This window comes from Pseudomonas sp. PDM01 (genome assembly GCF_014852325.1).
Lineage (GTDB): Bacteria > Pseudomonadota > Gammaproteobacteria > Pseudomonadales > Pseudomonadaceae > Aquipseudomonas > Aquipseudomonas migulae.
In genome coordinates this window covers 92,061-114,015 of sequence record NZ_JACVBK010000001.1, presented here as the reverse complement: position 1 = coordinate 114,015, position 21,955 = coordinate 92,061, and the positions used below count along the sequence as shown (strand labels likewise).

Below are 21,955 nucleotides of genomic sequence, written 5' to 3'. Positions count from 1 at the left end.
AACGCAGGAGCCCATGCAGTGATCGACGACCACGAGTTTTACGCGCAGCTGGTCAGCTGGCGTCACCACCTCCATCAACACCCTGAGGTCGGTTTCGAAGAAATCCACACGTCCGACTACGTGGCTGATGCGCTCGCGTCGATGGGCCTTGAGGTGCATCGGGGCATTGGCGGCACCGGCCTGGTCGCCAGTTTGAAGGTCGGAGACAGTCCGGCGGTGGTGGGGCTTCGGGCCGACATGGATGCACTGCACATTCACGAAGATGCTCCAGGGCGACATCACGCCTCGGTAACCGCAGGGAAAATGCATGCCTGCGGTCATGACGGCCACATGTCCATGATCCTCGGCGCCGCCAGGCTGTTGACCACCACTCGCGATTTCAACGGGACGGTACGCTTCATTTTTCAGCCCGCCGAAGAACACGGCTGTGGCGCCAAAGCGATGATCGCTGATGGCCTGTTTGATCGCTTCCCGGTGGATGCGATCTACGGTGCTCACAACATGCCGGGGTTGCCCGCCGGCACAATCGCGACGCGCTCTGGAGGGATCATGGCCAGTGAGGACAACTTCGTTATCCGGATCAAGGGCCAGGGCACGCACGCGGCACGACCACACATGGGGGTTGACCCGATCGTCATCGCTTCCGAGGTGGTGCTGGCCCTGCAAACGGTGATTTCCCGCAACCTCGACCCGAGCGTTCCGGCCGTGATTTCCTGCACAGAGTTCATCACCGATGGCATCCGCAATGCGATTCCAACCCACGTCGTCATCAAGGGCGACACGCGCAGCTACGCGCCCGAAGTCCAGGCCATGCTGGAAAGGCGCATGCGAGAAATCTGCGAAGGCATTTGCAGGCTCCACGGCGCATCGTGCGAGTTCGAATACACCCATGAATTCGCACCCACCGTGAACTGGGAAAAGTGCACCCCCATCGCTGTCGCGGCGGCGACCCGAATTGTTGGCCCGGACCGGGTGAATGCGGACATCCAGCCGATGATGATTTCAGAGGATTTCGGCGCGTTCCTGCAGGTCGTACCCGGCAATTTCGTGTTTATCGGCAACGGTGACACAGCGGATGAAGGGGGGACTCCGCTTCACAACGCCAGGTATGACTTCAACGACAATGTGCTGGCCACGGGGGCGCACTATTTCGCCGAAGTTGCCCGTAAGGCACTCGCTGCGGGATAACCCGCCACAGAGCAGCACGCCAACGTGCTGCTTTTTCTGTCGGGTGGCTACGCGCTTCGACTGCCCTTGAACGCCTCACGCCGCGCCTGCCTCTCTGCGCGGTACGCCGCGCTCTGCTCACTGATCAACTCTTCGCGGCGCAACAGCTCACCGCAATGGGCGCACAGCGGCCCTAACCCGGCGGGCTCGCCACAGGTTTTGTGGGTGTACACCACCGCCAACCCTTCTTCCGGCGACTTGCACCAGGTTTCGCCCCAGGCGCGCAGTGCCAACACCACCGAGTAGAAGGCCTGCCCTTTCGCGGTGAGGTGATACTCGTAGCGCGGTGGCCGTTCGTTGTAGAGGCGGCGTTCTACCAGGCCGTCGGCTTCCAGGTTTTTCAGGCGTGTAGCGACCATTTGCGGGGTGCCGCCGGTCTGCGCCTGGATCTCGTCATATCGATGACTTCCCATGAACAACTCACGCAGGACCAGCACGGTCCAGCGGTCGCCCACGACTGTCTCGGCCCGCGCAATCGGGCATAGAGTGTCGGGAGCAGCAATGTTGGTCGACATACGGGCTTGCCTCTTTCGCTGTAACTATGATTATCATATCAACAAGATGCCCAGGCAAGTCCCCGGCACCGATCACTCAACTTTTGTGGAGAACATCGTCATGTCGAACGCCCTTTATCCGCTCAACAGGACCGCCTATCTGCTGGTCGATCCGTACAACGATTTCCTCTCGGAAGGCGGCAAGGTTTTCCCCTTGATCAAGCCGATCGCCGAGCAAGTCGGCCTGCTCGACAACCTGCGCACGCTCGACCGCACGGTTCGCGCCCTCGACATTCCGGTCGTCATCGTACCGCACCATCGCTGGGAACACGGTGACTACGAAGGCTGGGACCATCCAACGCCGACCCAGTGCAAGATCATGCACATGCACCACTTTGCTCGCGGGGAATGGGGCGGTGAATGGCATCCGGATTTTGCGCCGAAGGACGGTGACATCGTCGTGCAGGAGCATTGGGGGTCGAGCGGGTTCGCCAACACCGACCTGGATTTTCGCCTCAAGCAAAAAGGCATCACCCACGTGATCATCGTCGGTCTGCTGGCCAACACCTGCATCGAAGCGACCGCCCGTTATGCATCGGAAATGGGTTACCACGTCACCCTGGTGCGCGATGCGACCGCCGCCTTCCGCCCGGAAATGATGCACGCCGCCCACGAGTTGAACGGCCCCACGTTTGCCCATTCGATTGTGACCACGGACGAACTCGTCGCCGCCCTCGAAGGGCAGGAATAACCGATGATGACACTGACAGGAAACCTGATCATCGGGACCCACGATGTCGCGGCCACCGAAGGAACGATGAAAGCGCTCAACCCCGCGACCAACACGCTGATCGAACCGGATTTTGCCCTCGGCGGCGTCGCGCAAGTCCACCAGGCAGCAACGCTCGCGGACGAAGCGTTCGACAGTTACAGCCATACGTCGCTCGCACGGCGCGCGGCGTTTCTCGAGAGCATTGCCGACAATCTTGAGGCCACCCGCAAGGAGCTGGCGGCACGGGCCGCGCTCGAAACGGGTCTGCCAGAAGCTCAGCTTGAGGGCGAAGCGAGCAGAGCCGCCGTCCAGTTCCGTCAGTTCGCGGAGGTCGTGCGCAAGGGCCGCTTCCTGCAACTGGCCATCGATCCGGCACAACCTGATCGTCAGCCTCGCCCGCGCATGGACCATCGCCTGCAGAAAATGGCCATCGGCCCGGTGGCCATTTTCGGCGCGAGCAACTTTCCGATCGCCTATTCCGTGGCCGGTGGCGACACCGCTTCGGCATTGGCCGCCGGCGCGACCGTCATCCTCAAAGCGCACAACGCCCATCCGGGCGCTTCGGAAATCCAGGCGAGGGCCATCCAAAAGGCCGTGCAGGAGCACGGGTTGCACGAGGGGGTTTTCTCGATGGTACGCGGCAGCGGCAACACCATCGGCGAAGCGCTGGTCGATCATCCTTTGATTAAAGCCGTGACGTTTACCGGTTCGGAACAAGGCGGCATGGCGCTGTATCGGCGTGCGCAACTGCGGCCCGATCCCATCCCGGTATTTACCGAAATGACCAGCATCAACCCCACATTCATCCTGCCCGCAGCCCTGGCCGAGCGCGGCGCGCAGATCGGCGATGGCTTTATCGAGCGCATGCTGGTCAATGTCGGGCAAGCCTGCCTCAGACCCGCGCTGCTGATCGCGATCAAAGGCGCCGGCCTTGAAGCGCTGCGCGCCGCCATGGTGCAGCGCGTCAGTGAGGCCGCAGCCCGCACGATGCTGACGCCGGGGATCCATGCGTCTTACCTGAACGGTCTCACCGCGATGGAAAACGCCGGTGCGCAGCGCATCGCCGAAGGCACGGCCGCCAGCGCCGACGTTGACGGCCAATCGGCGTTACTGGAGGTCACCGGCCAACGTTTCCTCGAGGAAGCCACCCTGTCGCAGGAAGTCTTCGGACCATCGGCGCTGCTGGTGACCGTCGAGGACGAGGCTGAACTGCTCGCCATTGCCCGCTCGCTCAAAGGCCAACTCAGCGCCGCCCTGCACCTCGAAACAACTGACTTGCCACTGGCCCGGCGTTTGTTGCCGGTGCTGGAGCGCAGAACCGGACGCATCGTCGTCAACGCCTTCGCCCATCCGCAGGAGGTGACGCACGCCACTGTTCACGGCGGTCCGTTTCCGGCGACCTCGGACAGTCGCTTCACCTCGGTGGGCATGACGTCGATCGAACGCTTCCTGCGGCCGGTGGCTTACCAGGGTTTTCCGGACGCGCTGTTGCCTGAGGTATTGCGTGATTTCAACCCGTTGGGGCTGCCTCGCCTCGTCGACGGGCAATAGTTGTCAGCCAGACCGGAGATCAAGGATCAACCTGAGCCATGAGTTCAGGGATGGTTTCCTTGCGATTGGCATAGCGCTGCGCCAACACGGCGCAGACCATCAGTTGAATCTGGTGGAACAGCATCAACGGCAGGATCAACACACCCATGGTGCTGCCGGCGAACAGGACCTGGGCCATCGGCACGCCGGTGGCCAGGCTCTTCTTCGAACCACAGAACAGGATGGTGATGCGGTCTTCCTGATTGAAGCCGAACGCCTTGCCCAGCACGGTGGACGCCAGCAAGACCAACGCCAGCAAAATGCAGCAAGCGACCACCAGTCCGGCCAGTTCCCAGAGCGGTATCTGATGCCAGATCCCTTCGATCACCGCTTCGCTGAACGCGCCGTAAACCACCAACAGGATCGAGCCCTGGTCGACGAATTTCAGCCAGCTCTTGTTGCGCGCAACCCAGGCGCCGATCCAGCGTCGAGCGATCTGCCCGGCAATGAACGGCAGCAACAGTTGCACGCTGATCTTCAGAATTGCATCGAGCGTCGAGCCGCCTTCGCCGTGCACATTCAGCAGTAAGGTCACCAGCAACGGCGTGAGGAAAATCCCGAACAGGCTGGAGGCCGCCGCACTGCAAATCGCCGCTGGGATATTTCCACGCGCCAGGGACGTGAACGCAATCGCCGATTGCACCGTAGCGGGCAGCGCACAAAGGTAGAGCATGCCCATGTACAGGTCGGCGCCGATCATCGGCGACAGCAAGGGTTTGAGCGCCAGCCCAAGCAAGGGAAACAGGACAAACGTCAGGCTGAACACCAGCAAATGCAGGCGCCAGTGGCCAGCCCCGGCGATGATCGATTCACGCGACAGTTTGGCGCCGTGCAGGAAAAACAGCAGGGCAATGGCGATGTTGGTCAGCCAGCCAAAACCGACCGCGACCTGACCGCTGGCGGGCAGCAGGCTGGCGAGAATCACCACGCCGATCAGGGTCAGGGTGAAGTTGTCGGGTAAAAAACGGGGGCGGGTCATCGGTATTATCCGGTGGTGGCGAGGGGCGTGGGTCGACTCTAACGCGCCTGCCGATTACCGACTAACGCTAATAAGCCAGTAGATATCGCCTAACGGACATAACGTTGATGCGAATGTATTCATCAGCAAAAACAACGGGGGGCGAGTATCGACATTGCCCCGAGAGTTGATGCATTACACCTAACCCTGTAGGAGCCGGCTTGCCGGCGATAGCGGTGGGTCAGTCCACATATTTATCGCCTGAAAGGACGCTATCGCCGGCAAGCCGGCTCCTACAGGGGAACAAGTACACCCGAAGAAGCCGGTTGGCTGTTAGTCAATCATCCTCATGCAACTTGATGCCCCTGGCATGCAGCAGATGCGGCACCACCAGCACCAGCAACGTCAACGCCAGAAACGCGGCGGAAATCGGTTGTGTCAGAAACACCGTCCAGTCGCCCTCGCTGATCGACAACGCGTTACGCAGCTGTTTCTCCGCCATCGGCCCCAGCAGCATGCCCACGATCACCGGCGCGACGGGGAAATCGAACCGCCGCATCAACACCCCGCCCCACCCGATTGCCAGCATCAGCAACAGGTCGAAAGATGAGTGACGCATGCCATACACGCCGATGGTGGCGAACACCAGAATCCCGGCATTCAGATAAGGCCGGGGGATTTGCAGGAGTTTGACCCACAGCCCCACCAACGGCAGGTTCAGCACCAGCAGGATGACGTTGCCGATGTACAGCGAGGCCACCAGGGTCCAGACCAGTGCACCCGAGGTTTCAAACAGCAGCGGCCCCGGTTGCAGGTTGTAGTTCTGGAACGCCGCCAACAGGATGGCTGCCGTGGCGGAAGTCGGGATACCAAGCGTCAGCAACGGCACCAACGAACCGGTGGCGCTTGCGTTGTTCGCCGCTTCAGGGCCGGCGACGCCCTCGATGGCGCCCTCGCCTTTGTTGGCGGCAAATTCTTTCGGATACTTGCTGAGTTTGCGCTCGGTCGAATAGGACAGGAACGTCGGGATCTCCGCACCACCGGCCGGAATCGAACCGAAGGGAAAACCGATCAGCGTCCCTCGCAGCCAGGCCGGAACCGAGCGCTTCCAGTCGGCGCGCGTCATCCACAACGAGGACATGCGGTGTCGACCGGAGGCCTCTTCTTTCTGGTACAGCAGGCTGTACAACGCCTCGCCCACCGCAAACAGCCCGACCGCCACCAGCACGACTTCGATGCCATCGACCAGCTCGGGGACGCCCAAGGTGTAACGAGCGATACCCGAGGTCGAGTCCAGCCCGATCAAACCGATGGTCAAGCCAATCCCCAGGGATGCAAAGCCGCGCAACATCGACGCCCCGAGCACCGCAGACACCGTCGTGAAGGACAGCACCAGAATCGCGAAATACTCCGCAGGCCCGAACTTCAGTGCCAGTTTCGCCACAATGGGCGCAAACAAGGTCAGCAGAACCGTGGCGACAGTGCCTGCCACAAAGGACCCGATGGCCGCCGTGGCCAAGGCCGGGCCCGCTCGGCCATTGCGGGCCATGAGGTTGCCTTCCAGGGCCGTGACCATGGAAGACGATTCCCCTGGGGTATTGAGCAAAATGGAAGTCGTGGAACCACCGAACTGAGCGCCGTAGTAGATACCGGCGAACATGATCAGCGCGCCGGTGGGATCGACCTTCGCGGTAATGGGCAGCAACAGCGCCACGGTCAGCGCCGGCCCGATGCCCGGCAAGACGCCGATGGCGGTGCCGAGCAGGCAACCAATGAACCCCCACATCAGATTGATCGGCGTCAGGGCCGAGGAAAAACCCATTGCCAGGCTTGCGAGAATATCCACCCTGTTGATCTCCTGCGGCCTGAATCAGATCCAGGCGTTGACAAGCGGCGGAAGGGAAACCCCCAGCCCGGCATTGAACAGCCAATAAATCGGGAGCGTCAGGGCAATGCCTATGGCGAGATCGCGCAGCGGATGACGACTGCCGAAACCCCGCGCCGAACAGGCAAACAACAACGCGGCCGACAGGACAAAGCCAATGAGATTGATAAGCACGGCAACGCCTAGCAGCCCCCCCGTCACCCAGGCCACCCCCGCTTTGCCGCCAGGCACCACTTTGGCGGACTCGTCATCGTGATCGGCCAGTTCGCGAAAACCGCCGGTAACGGCTTGAAAGCACAGAACCACCCCCACGCCCGCGAGGAATACCGCCACGGCGTAGGGATAGACGTACGCCCCCAGGATGACGAACCCCATCTCCTCGGGAAACAGAAAGGCGCCGTAGCCCAACATAGCGCTGATGGCGAGCACACCGACGCCAATCGCCAGTTGCACCGGCACGATTGCACGCGATTGACTCATGGCTTGACCAGCCCCACTTCCACCAGCATTGCCCGCAGCCGCACGTGCTCCGCATCGACGAATTTGCCGAACTCGTCACCGGTGAGGATGTTGGGCGACCATTTGTTGGTTTCGATGTTGTCTTTCCAGACCTTGCTGTTGGCGGCCGCCACCACGGCGTCGGTGACTTCCTTGCGCTGCTCGGGCGTGAGGCCCGCGGCACCGTAAACACCACGCCAGTTGCCGATGATCACGTCATACCCGCTTTCTTTAAGCGTCGGGGCGTCGATACCTGCAACGCGCTCCGGTGCGCCGATGGCGAGTACACGGAACTGATCGCTCCTGATGTATTGGCCAAGTTCGGCATAACCGCCGGTGATGACTTTGATCTGCCCGCCCAAGGCCTGGGCAACCACTTCACCTCCGCCGGCGAAAGCGACGTAATTGACCTTGTTGACCGGGACGCCCATTTTCGCGGCCAGTTCAGCAATGCCGATGTGATCGATCGAGCCCTTGGAGCCCCCGCCCCAGGCGATACTGGTCGGTTTTTCCTTGAAGGCTTTCAGCAAGTCGTCCAGGGTTTTGAATTCGGATTCCTTGCGCACCGCAATTACGTTGTACTCAGTGAATAACCGGGCAATCGGCGTCACATCCTTCAAGGTAATCTGCGGGTTGTTCTGCTCAATGCCAGCGACCATGATCGCGCCCATGACAAGCAGCGCATCCGGATCGCCCTTGGTGCTGTTGGCAAACTGCGCCAGCCCCAGCGTGCCCCCCGCGCCGCCCTTGTTTTCGAAGGTGACGGATTTGGCCACATTGGCTTCAATCAAGGCTTTGCCCAGCACGCGTGCGGTCTGGTCATAACCGCCCCCCACCGAACCTGGGGCCATGAACTTGACGGTTTCCAGCGCAAAGGCAGGCGTTGTGAGCACAGCGGCAGTGACGACAACCGCGAGGCAAAGGGTGGATCGACGTAACGATGCGAACATGCGTTTTCTCCCGGGACTTTTGTTTTTATGGGGCGCCGGCTGAACGTCGGTCCGGGCATAAATCCGGATCGTTGAACAGCTATCTCGGGATAAGCGTAGGCCATGGTTGGAATGGCGGCATACAACAGTGAATCAGTTCATTTCAGGAAGACGCCTGAATGAACGCGCGGGGCGTTGCACGGACTCAAAGTGGTGGCCGTCGCGGTGGGAGCAGTTGCAGGGTTACAGGATGGCTTTTGAGCGTCGTTGACCGGGATTGACCCGCTGACACTGCCCCTTCCCTGACTCGCGCAGTCAAGGAAGGGGCAATCAACCTCAAGTATTGGTTTTCAACTTGGTCCACAGACGCGTGCTCAACCGCGCAATCGCCGCAGGCAGTTCCTCGACAGTGAACAGCTTGTCCAGCACGCTCTTCGGCGGGTAGATCGCCAAGTCCTGCTTCACGGCCGGGGTCACATATTGATCCGCAGTGAGGTTGGGGTTGGCGTAGTGGATGCTGTTGCTGATGTTGGCAATGACTTGCGGCGTCAGCAGGTAGTTCATGTAGGCGTAGCCGTTTTTCTCGTGCGGCGCGCTTTTTGGCATGACCACCATGTCGAACCACAGGGTCGAGCCTTCGTCAGGAATCGAATAGGCGATGTCGATGCCGTTGTTGGCTTCCTTGGCGCTGGCGGCCGCCTGAACGATGTCGCCGTTGAAGCCGATCACCGCGCAGACATTGCCGTTCGCCAGGTCACTGATGTACTTGGACGCATGGAAGTACTGCACGTACGGCCTGATTTTCAGCAGCGCCTGCTCGGCTTTCTTGTAGTCCGCCGGTTCGTGGCTATGGGGCGGCAGGCCCAGGTAATTGAGGGTGATTGGCAGGATTTGCGTCGGGTTATCGATGATCGCCACGCCGCACTGGCTGAGTTTCTTGATGTTTTCTTCTTCAAAAAACAGCTTCCAGGAATGGGTGACATCGGTGTTGCCGAAAATCGCCTTGATCTTCTCGACGTTGTAACCGATCCCCGCCGTGCCCCACATGTACGGATAGCCGTACTGGTTGCCCGGGTCGTTCACTTCGAGTTTTTTCATCAACGCCGGGTCAAGGTTTTTCCAGTTCGGAAGCTGGCTCCGGTCGAGTTTCTGAATGGCCCCGGCCTTGATCAGGCGCGACAGAAAATGGTTCGAAGGGCTGACCACGTCGTAGCCGGTGTTGCCGGTCATCAACTTCGATTCCAGCACTTCGTTGCTGTCGTGGATGTCGTAAGTCGCCTTGATCCCGGTTGCCTGGGTGAAGCTGGTCAGGGTGTCGTCGGCGATGTAGCCGTTCCAGTTGGAAATATTGACGACTTCATCGGCGTAAGTGGCGGCCGACAACGTGGTCAGTACAACCATCAGGGGAAGTGTGTTCGCGCGCATGTTCAATCACCTTATTGATGAGCTTTTGTTGTTTTTTGATCGCCGGGGTTTCTAGATTTCTGTTCTGGCCCTGATCGCCTCCACGCGCATGCGAAGCATGGCACCGATATCGAGCAAGGGCTTTGGCGGCAGCCAGCCCGGTTGCGCCCTGCGCATGACCGATTCGAGGATCGGCGAGCTGGTGCCCGAGGCCATTTCGGCGAGCAATCGCCCCCACAGCGTGCCGCGCGCGACACCCGAACCATTGCAGCCGGCCACCGCAAACACACCCTCTTCGACCTTGCCGAAATAGGGTTGCCCGGTGCGCGAGGCGCTCAAATGTCCGGTCCAGGTGTACTGGATGTCCTGCTCGCCCAAAAACGGAAAACGCCGTTGCAAGCCGAGCACATGGTGTTTGCGCCGATGCAGCAGTTCGCTGTCGGTCAGGTCACGGGAGCGGTACTCCGCAGTGTTGCGGATCATCACGCGACGGTCCGGGGTCAGGCGCACCGTGGCGCCGAGCGGCCGGGTGGAGAGCACGCCCCACGGCTCGACGGCGCCGATGGACTGAAATTCTTCATCGCTGAGCGGACGGGTAAGGCTGGCGCTGAGTTCCATCGGGAAGGTTCCGCTGTCCTCTATACCCGACCGAGGAATGAACGCGTTCAGGCACACCAGGACTTGCGGCGCCTCGATACTGCCAGCGATGCCATTGGCGCGAATTCGCCCTTTGCCCAGACGCTCCAGGCCGGTGATGTCGGTGTTCTCGAACACGGTCACGTTGTCCGGCAGTGCATCCAGCAAGCCCTTCACGTACTTCGCCGGTTGCAGCAGCGCGTTGCCCTGACCGCACCAGATCGCGGCCTGGTAGTGCCGGGTGCCGAGTTTTTCGCTCAGTTGCTCACCTTGCAGAAACTCAGCAGAGGCGCCGACGGCGCGTAGCGTCGCCAGTTTGCCCTCGACATCGGTCAACTTGCCTGGGTCGCTGACCGCGAAGAAGTAACCGCAATCCCTGAAGTCGCATTCGATACCGTGACGGGCGATGCGTTGGCGCGCTTCGTCGCTGGCAGCCCGTGAAATCGCGGTGTCCACCTCGTAGCCGGCGAACCCGTGGTTACCGATCAACTCGTCCCTGGTCGGGTGCTCGTGGCATACGACAAAGCCTGAGTTGCGCGCCGAAGCACCCTGCGCCGCGCGCTGCCGGTCGACGATCACGATCCGCGCCTGAGGGTGCAATTGCGCGAGCGAGTGCGCGGCACTCAGCCCGGTGATACCGGCACCGATAATCAGCCAGTCGGCTTTTACCGTGCCTTTGAGAGGACCGCGAGCGGCTGAACTTCCCGCCTGCGCAATCCAGCCACATTCATTGGTCATGCCTCACCTCATTGACTGTCATTCTGCGAGCACATGCTGTAATCGCATGGACGTTTCCGGAAAACGCTCGCCAGAGCTAGAATCTATAAGGCCTGTAGTGATACAACCAACGTTATAAAATCATCGAGCCATTCAGAAAACGCATGGATAAAATTCGCCACGTTCCTTCGCTCCAGGCCTTGCAGGCACTGGTGGAAGTCTCCGACTCGGGCAGCTTCACCCAAGCGGCCGCCAGGCTGTGCCTGACCCAAAGTGCGGTGAGCCGAAAGATTCAGCTGCTGGAAAGCCACTTTGGCGTGCCGATGTTTGCGAGGAACAGCCGCCATGTGCGACTGACGCCGGAAGGTGAACAGGTGTTGGGCACCGCACGAAATATCCTGGCGCAACTGAAAACCCTGGAGGACCGCCTCTCGCCACAGGAACGCCCCTTCCGCATTCGCATGCATGTGTCGCTGGCGGTTCGCTGGCTGCTGCCGAAGTTGAGCGAGTTTTATCGAAGTCATCCGCAGGTTTCGCTGTCGATCGAGACCGTGGCGACAGAAGTGGTGGAGCCGGCCATCGACAGTGATGCGTACATTCTCTATCTGCCCGAGCCGTCCGCTGACCCGGATAGCCTGACCCTGTTCAAGGAAGCGTTGGTGCCGGTGTGCGCGCCCGGGCTGGGCACCTCGACGCGGCCATTGGCAGCGGTGGAAGACCTGGTGAGTTTCCCGCTGTTGCATCGCTCGGCGGACCGCAATGATTGGGCTCAGTGGTTGTCGGCCAATGGCGGTAAATCGCTGGATGATTACCGGCACATCCCCTTCAACCTCGATGAACTGGCGCTGGACGCGGCGGCGAGAGGATTGGGTGTGGCGATGACGGATATGACGCTGGCAGGAGAGTCGATAGAACGGGGGGTGCTGGTTATCCCGTTTGGCCGTCCGTTGGCAACACGCGGTATTTACGCGTTGAACCTGCAACCTTCAGCCGTTGCTCATCCGGCTTGCGCGATGGTCCTGCAATGGTTTGCGCAGCAGGCGGACAGGCAAGACCTTCAGCGTTAGGTGCTCCCACCGGCCCCATCGCCAGCAAGCCGGCTCCTACAGGTTCGCGGCGTTTGTACCGAATCCTTGCCGGCGATGGCGGTCGCAAGATCACCGCAAAACCCAATGGCCGTGCATTACAAACTTGTCATCGAGTTGTCAGCGTAGCCAGCACCCTCGCTTCCTAAAGTGGCGTCGTCAGTCACCCACACCGGGTGACGCCTCCCACTGATGATGACAAGGGTCGATACCATGAAACCATTGAACAAACTCTGCCTGATCGCCGCCAGCCTGCTGATGCTCGGCACCGGCTCCGCCATGGCCGGCGACATCGCGCCGGTCAAGGCCGACAACGTCGTGCTGGTACACGGCTCCTGGGCTGATGGCTCAAGTTGGGCGGACGTGATTTCGCGGTTACAGGCCGCCGGATTGCACGTCACCGCCGTTCAAAACCCGTTGACCTCGGTCGCCGATGACGTCGCCGCCACCCAGCGTGTACTCAACCAACAGGACGGCCCGACGGTGTTGGTCGGCCACTCCTACGCCGGCACCGTGGTCAGTGAGGCCGGGGTGAACCCAAAGGTCAGCTCGCTGGTATACGTCGCGGCCCGCGCCCCGGACGCCGGGGAAGATTTCGTCGCCCTGTCAGCCAAATACCCGACCATGCCCGTGCGTGCCGGCACCGAAGAACACGACGGTTTCGTCAGCCTGAAACAGGATGCCTTCCTCAAATATTTCGCCAGCGACGTGCCCCACGACAAGGCGATGCAACTGTTCGCCGTGCAGCAACCGATTGCCAAAACCCTGTTCACTGATCGCACCACCGCAGCCGCCTGGCACAGCAAACCGTCGTGGTACGCAGTCTCCAGCCTCGACCAGACCATCAACCCGGACCTCGAACGCTTCCTCGCCAAACGCATGGGCGCGACCACCATCGAGCTGCCGTCGAGCCATTTGTCGCTGGTTTCCCATTCCAAAGAAATCGCCGACCTGATCCTCGAAGCCTCCGGTCGCCAGCCATAACGCCAGGCCCGGTTTCATTACAACTTTGTCATTGAACTGTTGGTCGGCTGTCCGGATCGCCTGTTTAACCTGAACTCACTGTCAGGCCATTCCCGGCAGCCAACCTGAATAGAGAGACACCTCATGAAAATGTTAATCCTCGGTTTCGCCGCCCTCCTCGCCACCGGCTCGGCGTTTGCCGATACGCAGACCACTGCGCCGGTGATCCACGACAAGACCGGTTTCTTCGTGCACATGGACGTCGCCAAAGTCCTCGCCAGTACCGACATCTCGCAGCAATGCGGCGTGATCCCGGCGCGACTCGACTACCTCGACCACCAGGGGCGCGAGCACGTCCTCGATTACCAGGTCAACGGCACGGGCTGCACCAACGATCATTGATCCGGCTACACTGGCGCCAATTGGCTGAGGCACAAACCCCATGAATATCCTGGTAGTCGAAGACGAACCCAAGGCAGGTAATTACCTGCTCAACGGCCTGCAGGAACTCGGTTACTCCGTCAGCCTGGCGCGGGACGGCATCGATGGCCTGCACCTGGCTCTGGAGCACGATTTCGATGTCATCGTTCTGGACGTGATGATGCCGAAAATGGATGGCTGGGAGGTTCTGCGCCGCTTGCGCAAGGAAGCCGACACGCCGGTGTTGTTTCTCACCGCGCGGGATGACATCGCCGACCGCATCAAGGGCCTGGAACTGGGCGCCGACGATTACCTGATCAAGCCTTTTTCCTTCGCCGAACTGGTGGCGCGCCTGCGCACCCTGACCCGCCGTGGTCCCACCCGCGAAGAAGAACAGCTGCAGGTGGACGACCTGCAGATCGACGTGCTCAAGCGCCGCATCACCCGCGCAGGCGTGAAGATCACCCTGACCAACAAAGAATTCGCCCTGCTGCATTTGTTTGCCACGCATCAAGGCCAGGTCTTGTCGCGCTCGATGATCGCGTCACGGGTCTGGGACATGAATTTCGACAGTGACACCAACGTCGTCGACGTCGCCGTGCGTCGCTTGCGCCTGAAAATCGATGACCCGTTCCAGCTCAAGCTGATCCACAGCGTGCGCGGTATCGGCTACCGCTTCGACACCCAGGCATGAGTCGCCTTCGCCATTCCCTGACACTGCGCCTGGCGCTGGTGTTTGCCCTGCTCGCGTTTGTCTCGCTGACCCTGTTGGGCGTGGCGCTGTACCGCGACCTGGAGCGCGAGCTGATCCGCCGCGACGACGCGGCCCTGGTGAACCGCATCGATCAACTGCGCACCTTCCTCAACGACAGCAATACGCTGGAGCTGATCAAGACCAAACCGGCGCTGTTCCAGAACATGCTGGGCAATCGCGAAGCCCTGCTGACCATTGGCGCCCCCGGACAAAAACCGCTGCTGGTGGTCAATCCCGGCAACCTCGCCTTGCCATCGCTGGCACCGGTGTCGATGGACCATCCGTTGAGCCTGGCCGATGTGCAGCACTATCCCGGCGTGGACGGCGTCCCTTTCGCGGCCGTCGCGGCGACCATCGAATCCGACGATATGGGCAGCTTGCAGGTGGTCACCGGACGCCTGATGACCGAGCGCACCGCCGTGCTCGCCCGTTACCGCCTCAACGTGTACCTCTTCGCCAGCGTGGCGGCGATTCTGCTGGCGCTGTCCGGCTATCTGCTGGTGCATCGCGGCCTGCTGCCCGTGCGACGCCTGGCCCGGCATGCCCACGGCATCGGCGTCGGCAACCTCACCGAGCGCCTCGATGGCCAGGGCGCGCCACGGGAGCTGCTGCCGATGATCGACGCGCTCAATGCAATGCTCGACCGCTTGGGCAAGGGTTTCGTGCAACTGGGTCAGGTCTCGACCGACATGGCCCATGAATTGCGCACGCCGATCAACAACCTGCTCGGCGAAACCCAGGTAGCGTTGCAGCAGAACCGCAGCGTCGAGGCCTATCAGCAACTGCTCGCCTCCAACGTCGAAGAGCTTGAGCGTCTGGCGCGGATGCTCGACAACATGCTGTTTCTGGCGCGTACCGACCCGGCCAGTGCCCTGAGCCAACGCCAGGAGCTGGATGCCGCTGACGAAATGGAACGTATGGCCGACTATTTTGAAGGGCTGGCGGCGGATGTCGGGATCAGCATCGATGCCCAAGGCAGCGGCGTGATCTGGGCTGAGCCGATGCTGCTGCGCCGTGCGTTGGCCAACCTGTGCGCCAATGCCATCAAATATGGCGCGGCGCATTCTGAGTTGGTCATTCGCGCCATACCTTCGGCTGAGGGTATCCGGGTGATCGTGCGTAACTTTGGCCAGACCATCCCTGCCGAGCACCTGCCCCGGCTGTTCGAGCGCTTTTATCGGGTAGACGAATCCCGCGAGCGTTCGGCTCATTCCAATGGCTTGGGGCTGTCGATCGTGGCGACGATCATGCAGTTGCATAACGGGGCTTACAGTGTCAGCAGCAGTGAGGGGGTGACGTGTTTTGAGTTGTTTTTTCCGGGGCGGCGGGTGGGTGAGTGAGGTTTGGTGTTGTCGCGGTTGGTGTGAATATCCGTTTTTTTGGTGATGGCGGCTGGCGGTTTCGCCCTTACGGCGAGTCACTTGGAAGAGCCCCAAGTAACCAAGGGCTCTTGCCCCTTTCGTTCGGTGGCTCGCTAATGCTCGCCATGCCCTCGCTCCGGTCCTGCTCCGTGGGCCCGCCGCCATCGGCCATCCATGGCCGGGGGCGGCTAACCCGGCATCCATGCCGGGTTGCCCACTGCGCAGAACCTGCGCTCGGCCTCTCGAGGGGGCGCTCAGATCAAAAGCGGAAGGCGAGCTAACGCTCGGCCTGATGAGTGGTGAGAAGCAAAAGCAAATGCTGATCCCTGTAGGAGCCGGCTTGCCGGCGAAAAGCGTTTGGACAACGCGTTCATTCAGACAGCCCGCGTTATCGTTGACGTCCATCGCCAGCAAGCTGGCTCCTACAATTTTGAGTCGTGTGAACCCAATCCTCGTGTAGGAGCCGGCTTGCTGGCGATAGCGGTGGATCAGTCAACGTATGTATTGGCTGGACGGACGCCATCGCCAGCAAGCCGGCTCCTACAGGGGGGGCACATGTGCGGAATGAGTGAACGCATCAAAAAAGGACAACGCGTACAACTGAAGAGCCAGGTCGGCTTTCAGGCCGCCTCGGCGGCTGTGGCGGTGGTCGCCCCCTCGAGAGGCCGAGTGGAGGTTCTGCGCAGTGGGCAACCCGGCATGGATGCCGGGTTAGCCGCCCCCGGCCAGGGATGGCCGATGGCGGCGGGCCCACGGAGCAGGACCGGAGCGAGGGCATGCCGAGCCTTAGCGAGGCACCGAACGAAAGGGGCAAGAGCGCTTTGGTTACTTTCGCGCTTTTCGAAAGTGACTCGCCGTAAGGGCGAAACCAATAGCCGCCGTGACCGAAGAAACGGATATGCCCCCCCCCAAACCACTCAGACCGATCTAAAATCCCCCCACCAGAACTGGCAAAAAACACCACCCCCCTTGAGCACTTTCGACCTATCCCAACCAAACCACCGCCCCTAGACTCTTGCCCCCAATAACAGCGCCAAACGCGCACAAGACCGAACCAGGAAAACCCACATGAACCCATCCGACATTTTCGTTATCAGCGCCGTCCGTTCCGCCATCGGCAGCTTCGGCGGCTCGCTCAAGGACGTGCCACCGATTCAACTGGCCACTGACGTCTGCCGCGCCGCCATCGAACGCTCGGGGCTGGCACCTGAACACATCGGCCATGCGGTGATGGGCCATGTGATCCCGACCGAAGCCCGCGACGCCTACATCTCCCGGGCAGTGGCGATGAATGCCGGCCTGCCGAAAGAGACACCCGCCTTCAACGTCAACCGCCTCTGCGGTTCCGGTTTGCAGGCAATCGTCAGTGCTGCGCAAAGCCTGATGCTCGGTGATGCGGGCGCGGCGCTGGCCGGTGGCGTCGAGTCCATGAGCCGTGGCGCGTATCTGTTGCCGCAAGCGCGCTGGGGCGCACGCATGGGCGACATGCAGGCCATCGACTACATGCTCGGCGTGCTGCAAGATCCGTTTGCCGGTTTCCACATGGGCATCACCGCGGAAAACATCGCCGAGCGTTATGGCATCACGCGTCAGGCCCAGGATGAACTGGCCATGCTCAGCCAGCAGCGCGCCGCGCGGGCAATCGCCGAAGGCCGCTTCAACAGTCAGATCGTGCCAATCGAAGTGGCATCGCGAAAAGGCACCGTGACCTTTGCGACCGACGAACACGTGCGCGCCGAGGTCAATGCCGAGCAACTGGCCAAGATGAAACCGGCCTTCAAAAAGGACGGCAGCGTCACCGCCGGCAACGCCTCGGGCCTGAATGACGGCGCCGGTGCGCTGATCATGGCCACCGGTGAAATGGTGCGCGCACAAGGCCTCAAACCAATGGCCCGGCTGGTCGGCTATGCCCACGCCGGTGTCGAGCCGGAACTGATGGGGCTCGGCCCGATTCCCGCCACTCGCCTGGTACTCAAGCGTGCCGGCCTGACCGTCGCCGACCTGGATGTCATCGAGTCGAACGAGGCCTTCGCCGCGCAAGCCTGTGCCGTGGCGCAGGAACTGGGCTTTGACCCGGAGAAGGTCAACCCCAACGGTTCGGGCATCTCGCTGGGCCATCCGGTGGGTGCCACCGGCGCGATCATCGCGACCAAGGCCATTCACGAACTGCACCGCGTCCAGGGCCGTTATGCACTGGCGACCATGTGCATCGGCGGCGGCCAGGGCATCGCCGTGCTGTTCGAACGCGTCTGATTCGTCCACCCTGCCCCCGTTCAACGGGGGCAGCCGAACAAACTATTGCTCGAAGGTTTGACTGATGACCTAACCTCATAGGCTGAATGACTAACAACAGAGTCAGGCACTCCTATGCGTCATGCACTGAAAGCCATGATTTTCGTCGCTTTCACGCTTTTCGGGGCGGGCCCCGGAATGCTGTTGGCGGCAGACCCTGCGGACATTTCAATGCCCAGGGCGGTTGCCGCGCCCCCCAGCGTTTCCCCAAGCGACCTCCAGGCGTTGCAACTTCGGCTGGACGCCCTCAAACAACAGATCTCGCTGGTTGATAACTACAGCCAGCTGGAGGCCCCGCAGGACCTCGTCCAGATGTTCATGCTGGATGTCGATCGCCTCTCGACCTCGCTGCTTCCCCTGCAGACTCAACTGCGCGCGCAACTGGGTGTGCTGGGGCCTGTCCCGCGCGATGACGCCGCGGCCGAGCAGCCCGATATCACCGCGCAAAGGGTCGCGCTCACCGAGCAAAAAAACAAAGTCGACGCCACCCTGAAAACCCTGGCCACCCTGAAAACGAGTGCCACCGACCTCATCACCCAGATTGCCGGCATCCGTCGCAACATGCTGGAAAGCGAACTGACCCTGAGCACCCGAAGCGTCCTGAACCCCGAATTCTGGTCACCGATCCTGAGCCCTTCGATGGATGATCGACAGCGCTTCGCATCGTTCCTCGGTCAGGCAAGTGAGGTCGTCAAACTGGCCTGGCAACCGGGCCAACGCCTCTACACCAGCGTACTGTTGCTGCTGGCCCTGCTTATCTGGACGCTGGGCCGTCGTCTCGCAGAACGAGGGCTGACGTGGCTTTGCATTCACCGGATGCCAGAAGGACGCCTGCGCCGCAGTTCCCTGGCGCTGGCTTCCGTATTGGCCACGGTGCTGACGGTCGGCCTGTCCCTGCAACTGCTGTTTTATGTCTTCACACGCCAGGCTCCGCTGACGCCGACACTGTCGACGTTTTCCCAGGAATTCGAAAAAGTCGCCTACACCTGCGTGTTGATCACCGCGTTGAGCCGCGCCCTGTTGTCCACGAAACACCCGTCGTGGCGGCTGCCGGCGCTTGCCGATCAGGTGGCGCTGTCACTCAAGCCTTATCCGCGGGTTCTGGCGGGCGTGCTGCTGGTTCTGGTGACGATGATCCAGATTACCAACGCAACCGGCATGAGCAGCGGCATCGTGATCGCCGGTCGAGGGGTCGTCGCACTGGTTGTTACGTGCGTTCTGGTGGATTTATTGTGGCGCACCGGCAAAGTCCGCAGAGCCGTCGTGGCGTCTGGCGAAGCCTATGAAGCCGGCAGGACGTTCGCGGGCGTGCTTTACACCCTCGCCAGTCTTGCGATGGTGATCTGCCTGGTATCCCTCCTGACCGGTTACGTGTCCCTGGCCAGGTTCGTCACCTATGAACTGGTCTGGGGCTTTCTCATCCTCTCCGGTTTCTATTTGCTGATGCAGTGCTTCAAAGATGCCTGCGAATACTTTTTTTCAATCAAAAGCCCCAGCGGCAAGGCGCTCAAGCAGTTGCTCGGTATTGAAGACCGGCGCCTGGAGCAGATCTCGATCGTTCTTTCAGGGGTCGGGCGGGCCGGACTCTTGCTGCTTGCGCTGGTCACCCTGTTCGTCGGCGGGGTCGGCACGACGCTCGGGCAACTGCTCACCAACGTCTTTTCCATTCTCGGCGGCGCCGGGCTGCGCAAACTGAACATCATCCCCGGGCACTTGCTCAATGCCGCACTGGCCTTGCTGATCGGCATCTACCTGATTCGCACGCTGGGCCGCTGGCTGGACAAGGAGCTCCTGCCGAAAACCGAGATGGACCCTGGCATGCGCGCTTCGCTGACCACGCTGTTTGCCAACATCGGCTATGCGTTGGTCATTCTGCTGACGCTGTCATCGTTGGGCGTGCAGTGGACCAACCTGGCCTGGATCGTCAGCGCGTTGTCGGTGGGGATTGGTTTTGGCTTGCAGGAGATCGTCAAGAATTTCGTCTCAGGCCTGATCCTGCTGACCGAGCGCCCGGTGAAAGTCGGCGACCTGATCAGCATCAGCGGGGTCGAGGGCGACATCCGCCGGATCAACGTGCGGGCCACCGAAATCCAGCTCAGTGACCGCTCGATTGTCATCGTGCCCAATTCGCAGCTGATCTCGCAAAACCTGCGCAACGTAACCCTGGGCGGCAGCGCCCAAGGGGTGGCGTCACTCGAACTGACCTTCCCCCTGGACATCGACCCCGAACAGGTGAAAGACCTGCTCTACAACACCTACCGCGAGCACGAGACCATTCTCGACAAACCGGCGCCGATGGTGCGCTTCAGCAAACTGACCCCCGAAGGCATCACGCTGACGGTCACTGGCTATGTCGGTAGCCCGAGAATCGTCGGCGTGACCAAGAGCGACCTGCTGTTTGAAATCCTCAAGCGCCTGAGTGACGCCGGTATCGAGCTGGCGAAGCCGGCACCCACGGTGTGAATCAGTGGGCGATGCACACTGATTTCAGCTCGGTGTAGGCCTCGATCACCGCACGCCCGAACTCGCGGCCCATGCCGGACTGCTTGACGCCACCAAACGGCATGGCCGGGTCGAGCAGCACGTGGGCGTTGACCCAAACAGTGCCGGCCTCGATGCGCGGCACCAGGTTCATCGCTTTGCCGAGGTCATTGGTCCACAGGCTCGCGGCCAGGCCGTAGCGGTTGTCGTTGGCCAGGGCGATCACGGCGTCTTCATCGTCAAACGGCATCACCCCCAGTACTGGGCCGAACACCTCTTCGCGGGCCACCGCCATGCTGTGATCGATGTCGGCCAGAATGGTCGGCTGCACATAGAAGCCCTCGCCTTCCACCAACTCGCCCCCGGACACTACTCGTGCGCCTTCGCGACGCGCCAGCTCGATGTGCTTGAGCACGCTTTGTTGCTGCTTGCGCGAGACCAGCGGGTTGATCGCCGCTTCGCCGTTCATGCCTGCGCCGATAGGCATCGCCGAAACGGCGGCGGCGAGTGCTTCAACGAATTGATCGTGGATCGAGCGATGCACGTAGAAGCGCGAAGCTGCCGCACACACCTGGCCGTTGTTCAGCAGACCGCCGAGGATTGCGCCCTGCACGGCTTTTTCGATGTTGGCATCGGCCAGCACGATCATCGGGTTTTTGCCGCCCAGCTCCAGCGAGAACCGCGTCATGTTTTCCATGCACGCCACGCCGACGCTTTTGCCCACCGCCGTGGAACCGGTGAAGGACACTTTGCTCACCAGTGGATGCGCCGTCAGCACACCGCCGACATTGGCGCCGCCACCGGTGACGACGTTGAACACGCCCGCCGGAATGCCCGCTTCCAGCGCCAATTCAGCCAGGCGCATGGCGGTCAGCGGCGTTTCCATCGCCGGTTTGATGATCACCGTGCAGCCGGTGGCCAGCGCCGGCATCAACTTCCACGCTGCGATCAGCAACGGGAAGTTCCACGGCACGATCCCGACCACCACGCCCACCGGCTCACGCTTGGTGAACGCGGTGAATTTCGCCCCCGGCGGCAGCGGAATCGACACGTCAAAGGTCTGCCCTTCGATCTTGGTCGCCCAGCCGGACATGTAGCGCATGAACTCCACGGTGGCGTTCAGGTCCAGTGCGCGCGCCATGTTGATCGACTTGCCCTGGCTCAGGGTTTCCAGCTGCGCCAGCTCTTCGGCATGCGCTTCTACCAGCGCAGTGAAGTTCAGCAGGATGCGTTCGCGGTCCGCCGGGCGCAGGCCCGACCACACGCCGGACTTGAAGGCTTTATGCGACGACTGCACGGCTTGCTCGACCACGTCCAGCGGCGCGTCGAGGGTTTCGCACAGGGTTTTTCCGGTGGCCGGGTTGACCACGGCAATGCGCGGCCCTTCGGCGAACACCCATTGGCCATCGATAAAGCAGCCGTGGCGGCGGTCAAGAAATGCAGCAACCTGCGGCAGGATTTCAACGTTGCTCATAAATCACCTTTGGTT

18 protein-coding genes are annotated in these 21,955 nt (G+C 61.4%); 10 read left to right on the top strand and 8 right to left on the bottom strand.

From position 1 onward, the window contains the following. Positions 1–18 precede the first annotated feature (18 nt). Positions 19–1,188, top strand: coding sequence for a M20 aminoacylase family protein (locus IB246_RS00545; protein ID WP_008042729.1), 1,170 nt, complete (start codon positions 19–21; stop codon positions 1,186–1,188). A gap of 47 nt (positions 1,189–1,235) precedes the next feature. On the opposite strand, the gene IB246_RS00540 is transcribed toward IB246_RS00545, so the two are convergent. Beyond that, entirely contained in the window at positions 1,236–1,742 is a 507-nt protein-coding gene (locus IB246_RS00540; protein WP_008042728.1) for a winged helix-turn-helix transcriptional regulator, read from the bottom strand. 100 nt (positions 1,743–1,842) lie between these two features. Here IB246_RS00540 and IB246_RS00535 point away from each other — a divergent pair, with 100 nt between their 5' ends. Further along, positions 1,843–2,472 (top strand): isochorismatase family cysteine hydrolase, encoded by a 630-nt coding sequence (locus IB246_RS00535; protein ID WP_008042727.1) that lies wholly within the window; start codon positions 1,843–1,845, stop codon positions 2,470–2,472. Between the two features lie 6 nt (positions 2,473–2,478). After that, on the top strand, positions 2,479–4,044 hold the full coding sequence (locus IB246_RS00530) for an aldehyde dehydrogenase (NADP(+)) (RefSeq protein ID WP_032832740.1): 1,566 nt from the start codon (positions 2,479–2,481) through the stop codon (positions 4,042–4,044). A 19-nt stretch (positions 4,045–4,063) separates the two neighbouring features. Here IB246_RS00530 and IB246_RS00525 read toward each other — a convergent pair whose 3' ends face one another. The 6 genes from IB246_RS00525 to IB246_RS00500 all read right to left on the bottom strand — a co-directional run bounded on the left by IB246_RS00525 (position 4,064) and on the right by IB246_RS00500 (position 11,131). After that, positions 4,064–5,062, bottom strand: a complete 999-nt coding sequence (locus IB246_RS00525; RefSeq protein ID WP_008032437.1) for a bile acid:sodium symporter family protein — start codon at positions 5,060–5,062, stop codon at positions 4,064–4,066. A 316-nt stretch (positions 5,063–5,378) separates the two neighbouring features. Beyond that, a complete protein-coding gene (locus tag IB246_RS00520) occupies positions 5,379–6,887 on the bottom strand; it encodes a tripartite tricarboxylate transporter permease (RefSeq protein WP_008032438.1) in 1,509 nt (502 codons plus the stop codon). 24 nt (positions 6,888–6,911) lie between these two features. Then, positions 6,912–7,406 carry a tripartite tricarboxylate transporter TctB family protein gene (locus IB246_RS00515; protein WP_008032439.1) on the bottom strand — a complete coding sequence of 165 codons (495 nt, stop codon included), beginning with the start codon at positions 7,404–7,406 and terminating at the stop codon, positions 6,912–6,914. Then, positions 7,403–8,374, bottom strand: coding sequence for a Bug family tripartite tricarboxylate transporter substrate binding protein (locus tag IB246_RS00510; RefSeq protein ID WP_008032440.1), 972 nt, complete (start codon positions 8,372–8,374; stop codon positions 7,403–7,405). The genes IB246_RS00515 and IB246_RS00510 overlap by 4 nt, the downstream gene beginning before the upstream one ends. Before the next feature lie 315 nt (positions 8,375–8,689). Next, the gene (locus IB246_RS00505) at positions 8,690–9,778 is read right to left on the bottom strand and encodes a polyamine ABC transporter substrate-binding protein (RefSeq protein WP_008043700.1); all 1,089 of its coding nucleotides are present in this window, start codon (positions 9,776–9,778) and stop codon (positions 8,690–8,692) included. A gap of 51 nt (positions 9,779–9,829) precedes the next feature. Next, complete coding sequence (locus IB246_RS00500; RefSeq protein WP_008043701.1) at positions 9,830–11,131, bottom strand: NAD(P)/FAD-dependent oxidoreductase; 1,302 nt, start codon at positions 11,129–11,131, stop codon at positions 9,830–9,832. Between the two features lie 143 nt (positions 11,132–11,274). Between IB246_RS00500 and IB246_RS00495 the strand changes: the two genes are divergently transcribed. From IB246_RS00495 to IB246_RS00465, 7 genes are all read left to right on the top strand, one after another. After that, the gene (locus IB246_RS00495; protein WP_008043702.1) at positions 11,275–12,177 is read left to right on the top strand and encodes a LysR family transcriptional regulator; all 903 of its coding nucleotides are present in this window, start codon (positions 11,275–11,277) and stop codon (positions 12,175–12,177) included. A 231-nt stretch (positions 12,178–12,408) separates the two neighbouring features. Then, the gene (locus IB246_RS00490; RefSeq protein ID WP_008043703.1) at positions 12,409–13,179 is read left to right on the top strand and encodes an alpha/beta hydrolase; all 771 of its coding nucleotides are present in this window, start codon (positions 12,409–12,411) and stop codon (positions 13,177–13,179) included. Positions 13,180–13,302: 123 nt separating this feature from the next. Then, positions 13,303–13,560 (top strand): DUF2790 domain-containing protein, encoded by a 258-nt coding sequence (locus IB246_RS00485; RefSeq protein ID WP_008032450.1) that lies wholly within the window; start codon positions 13,303–13,305, stop codon positions 13,558–13,560. Between the two features lie 40 nt (positions 13,561–13,600). Then, positions 13,601–14,272, top strand: a complete 672-nt coding sequence (locus tag IB246_RS00480) for a heavy metal response regulator transcription factor (RefSeq protein ID WP_008043704.1) — start codon at positions 13,601–13,603, stop codon at positions 14,270–14,272. Then, positions 14,269–15,672 (top strand): heavy metal sensor histidine kinase, encoded by a 1,404-nt coding sequence (locus IB246_RS00475; protein ID WP_008043705.1) that lies wholly within the window; start codon positions 14,269–14,271, stop codon positions 15,670–15,672. The genes IB246_RS00480 and IB246_RS00475 overlap by 4 nt, the downstream gene beginning before the upstream one ends. 1,089 nt (positions 15,673–16,761) lie before the next feature. After that, on the top strand, positions 16,762–17,946 hold the full coding sequence (locus tag IB246_RS00470) for an acetyl-CoA C-acyltransferase family protein (protein ID WP_008033866.1): 1,185 nt from the start codon (positions 16,762–16,764) through the stop codon (positions 17,944–17,946). A gap of 114 nt (positions 17,947–18,060) precedes the next feature. Next, complete coding sequence (locus IB246_RS00465) at positions 18,061–20,448, top strand: DUF3772 domain-containing protein (protein WP_008043081.1); 2,388 nt, start codon at positions 18,061–18,063, stop codon at positions 20,446–20,448. Between the two features lies 1 nt (position 20,449). Here IB246_RS00465 and IB246_RS00460 read toward each other — a convergent pair whose 3' ends face one another. Then, positions 20,450–21,940: an aldehyde dehydrogenase family protein gene (locus IB246_RS00460; protein WP_008043078.1), complete on the bottom strand. Its 1,491-nt coding sequence runs from the start codon at positions 21,938–21,940 to the stop codon at positions 20,450–20,452. Between the last annotated feature and the right edge of the window lie 15 nt (positions 21,941–21,955).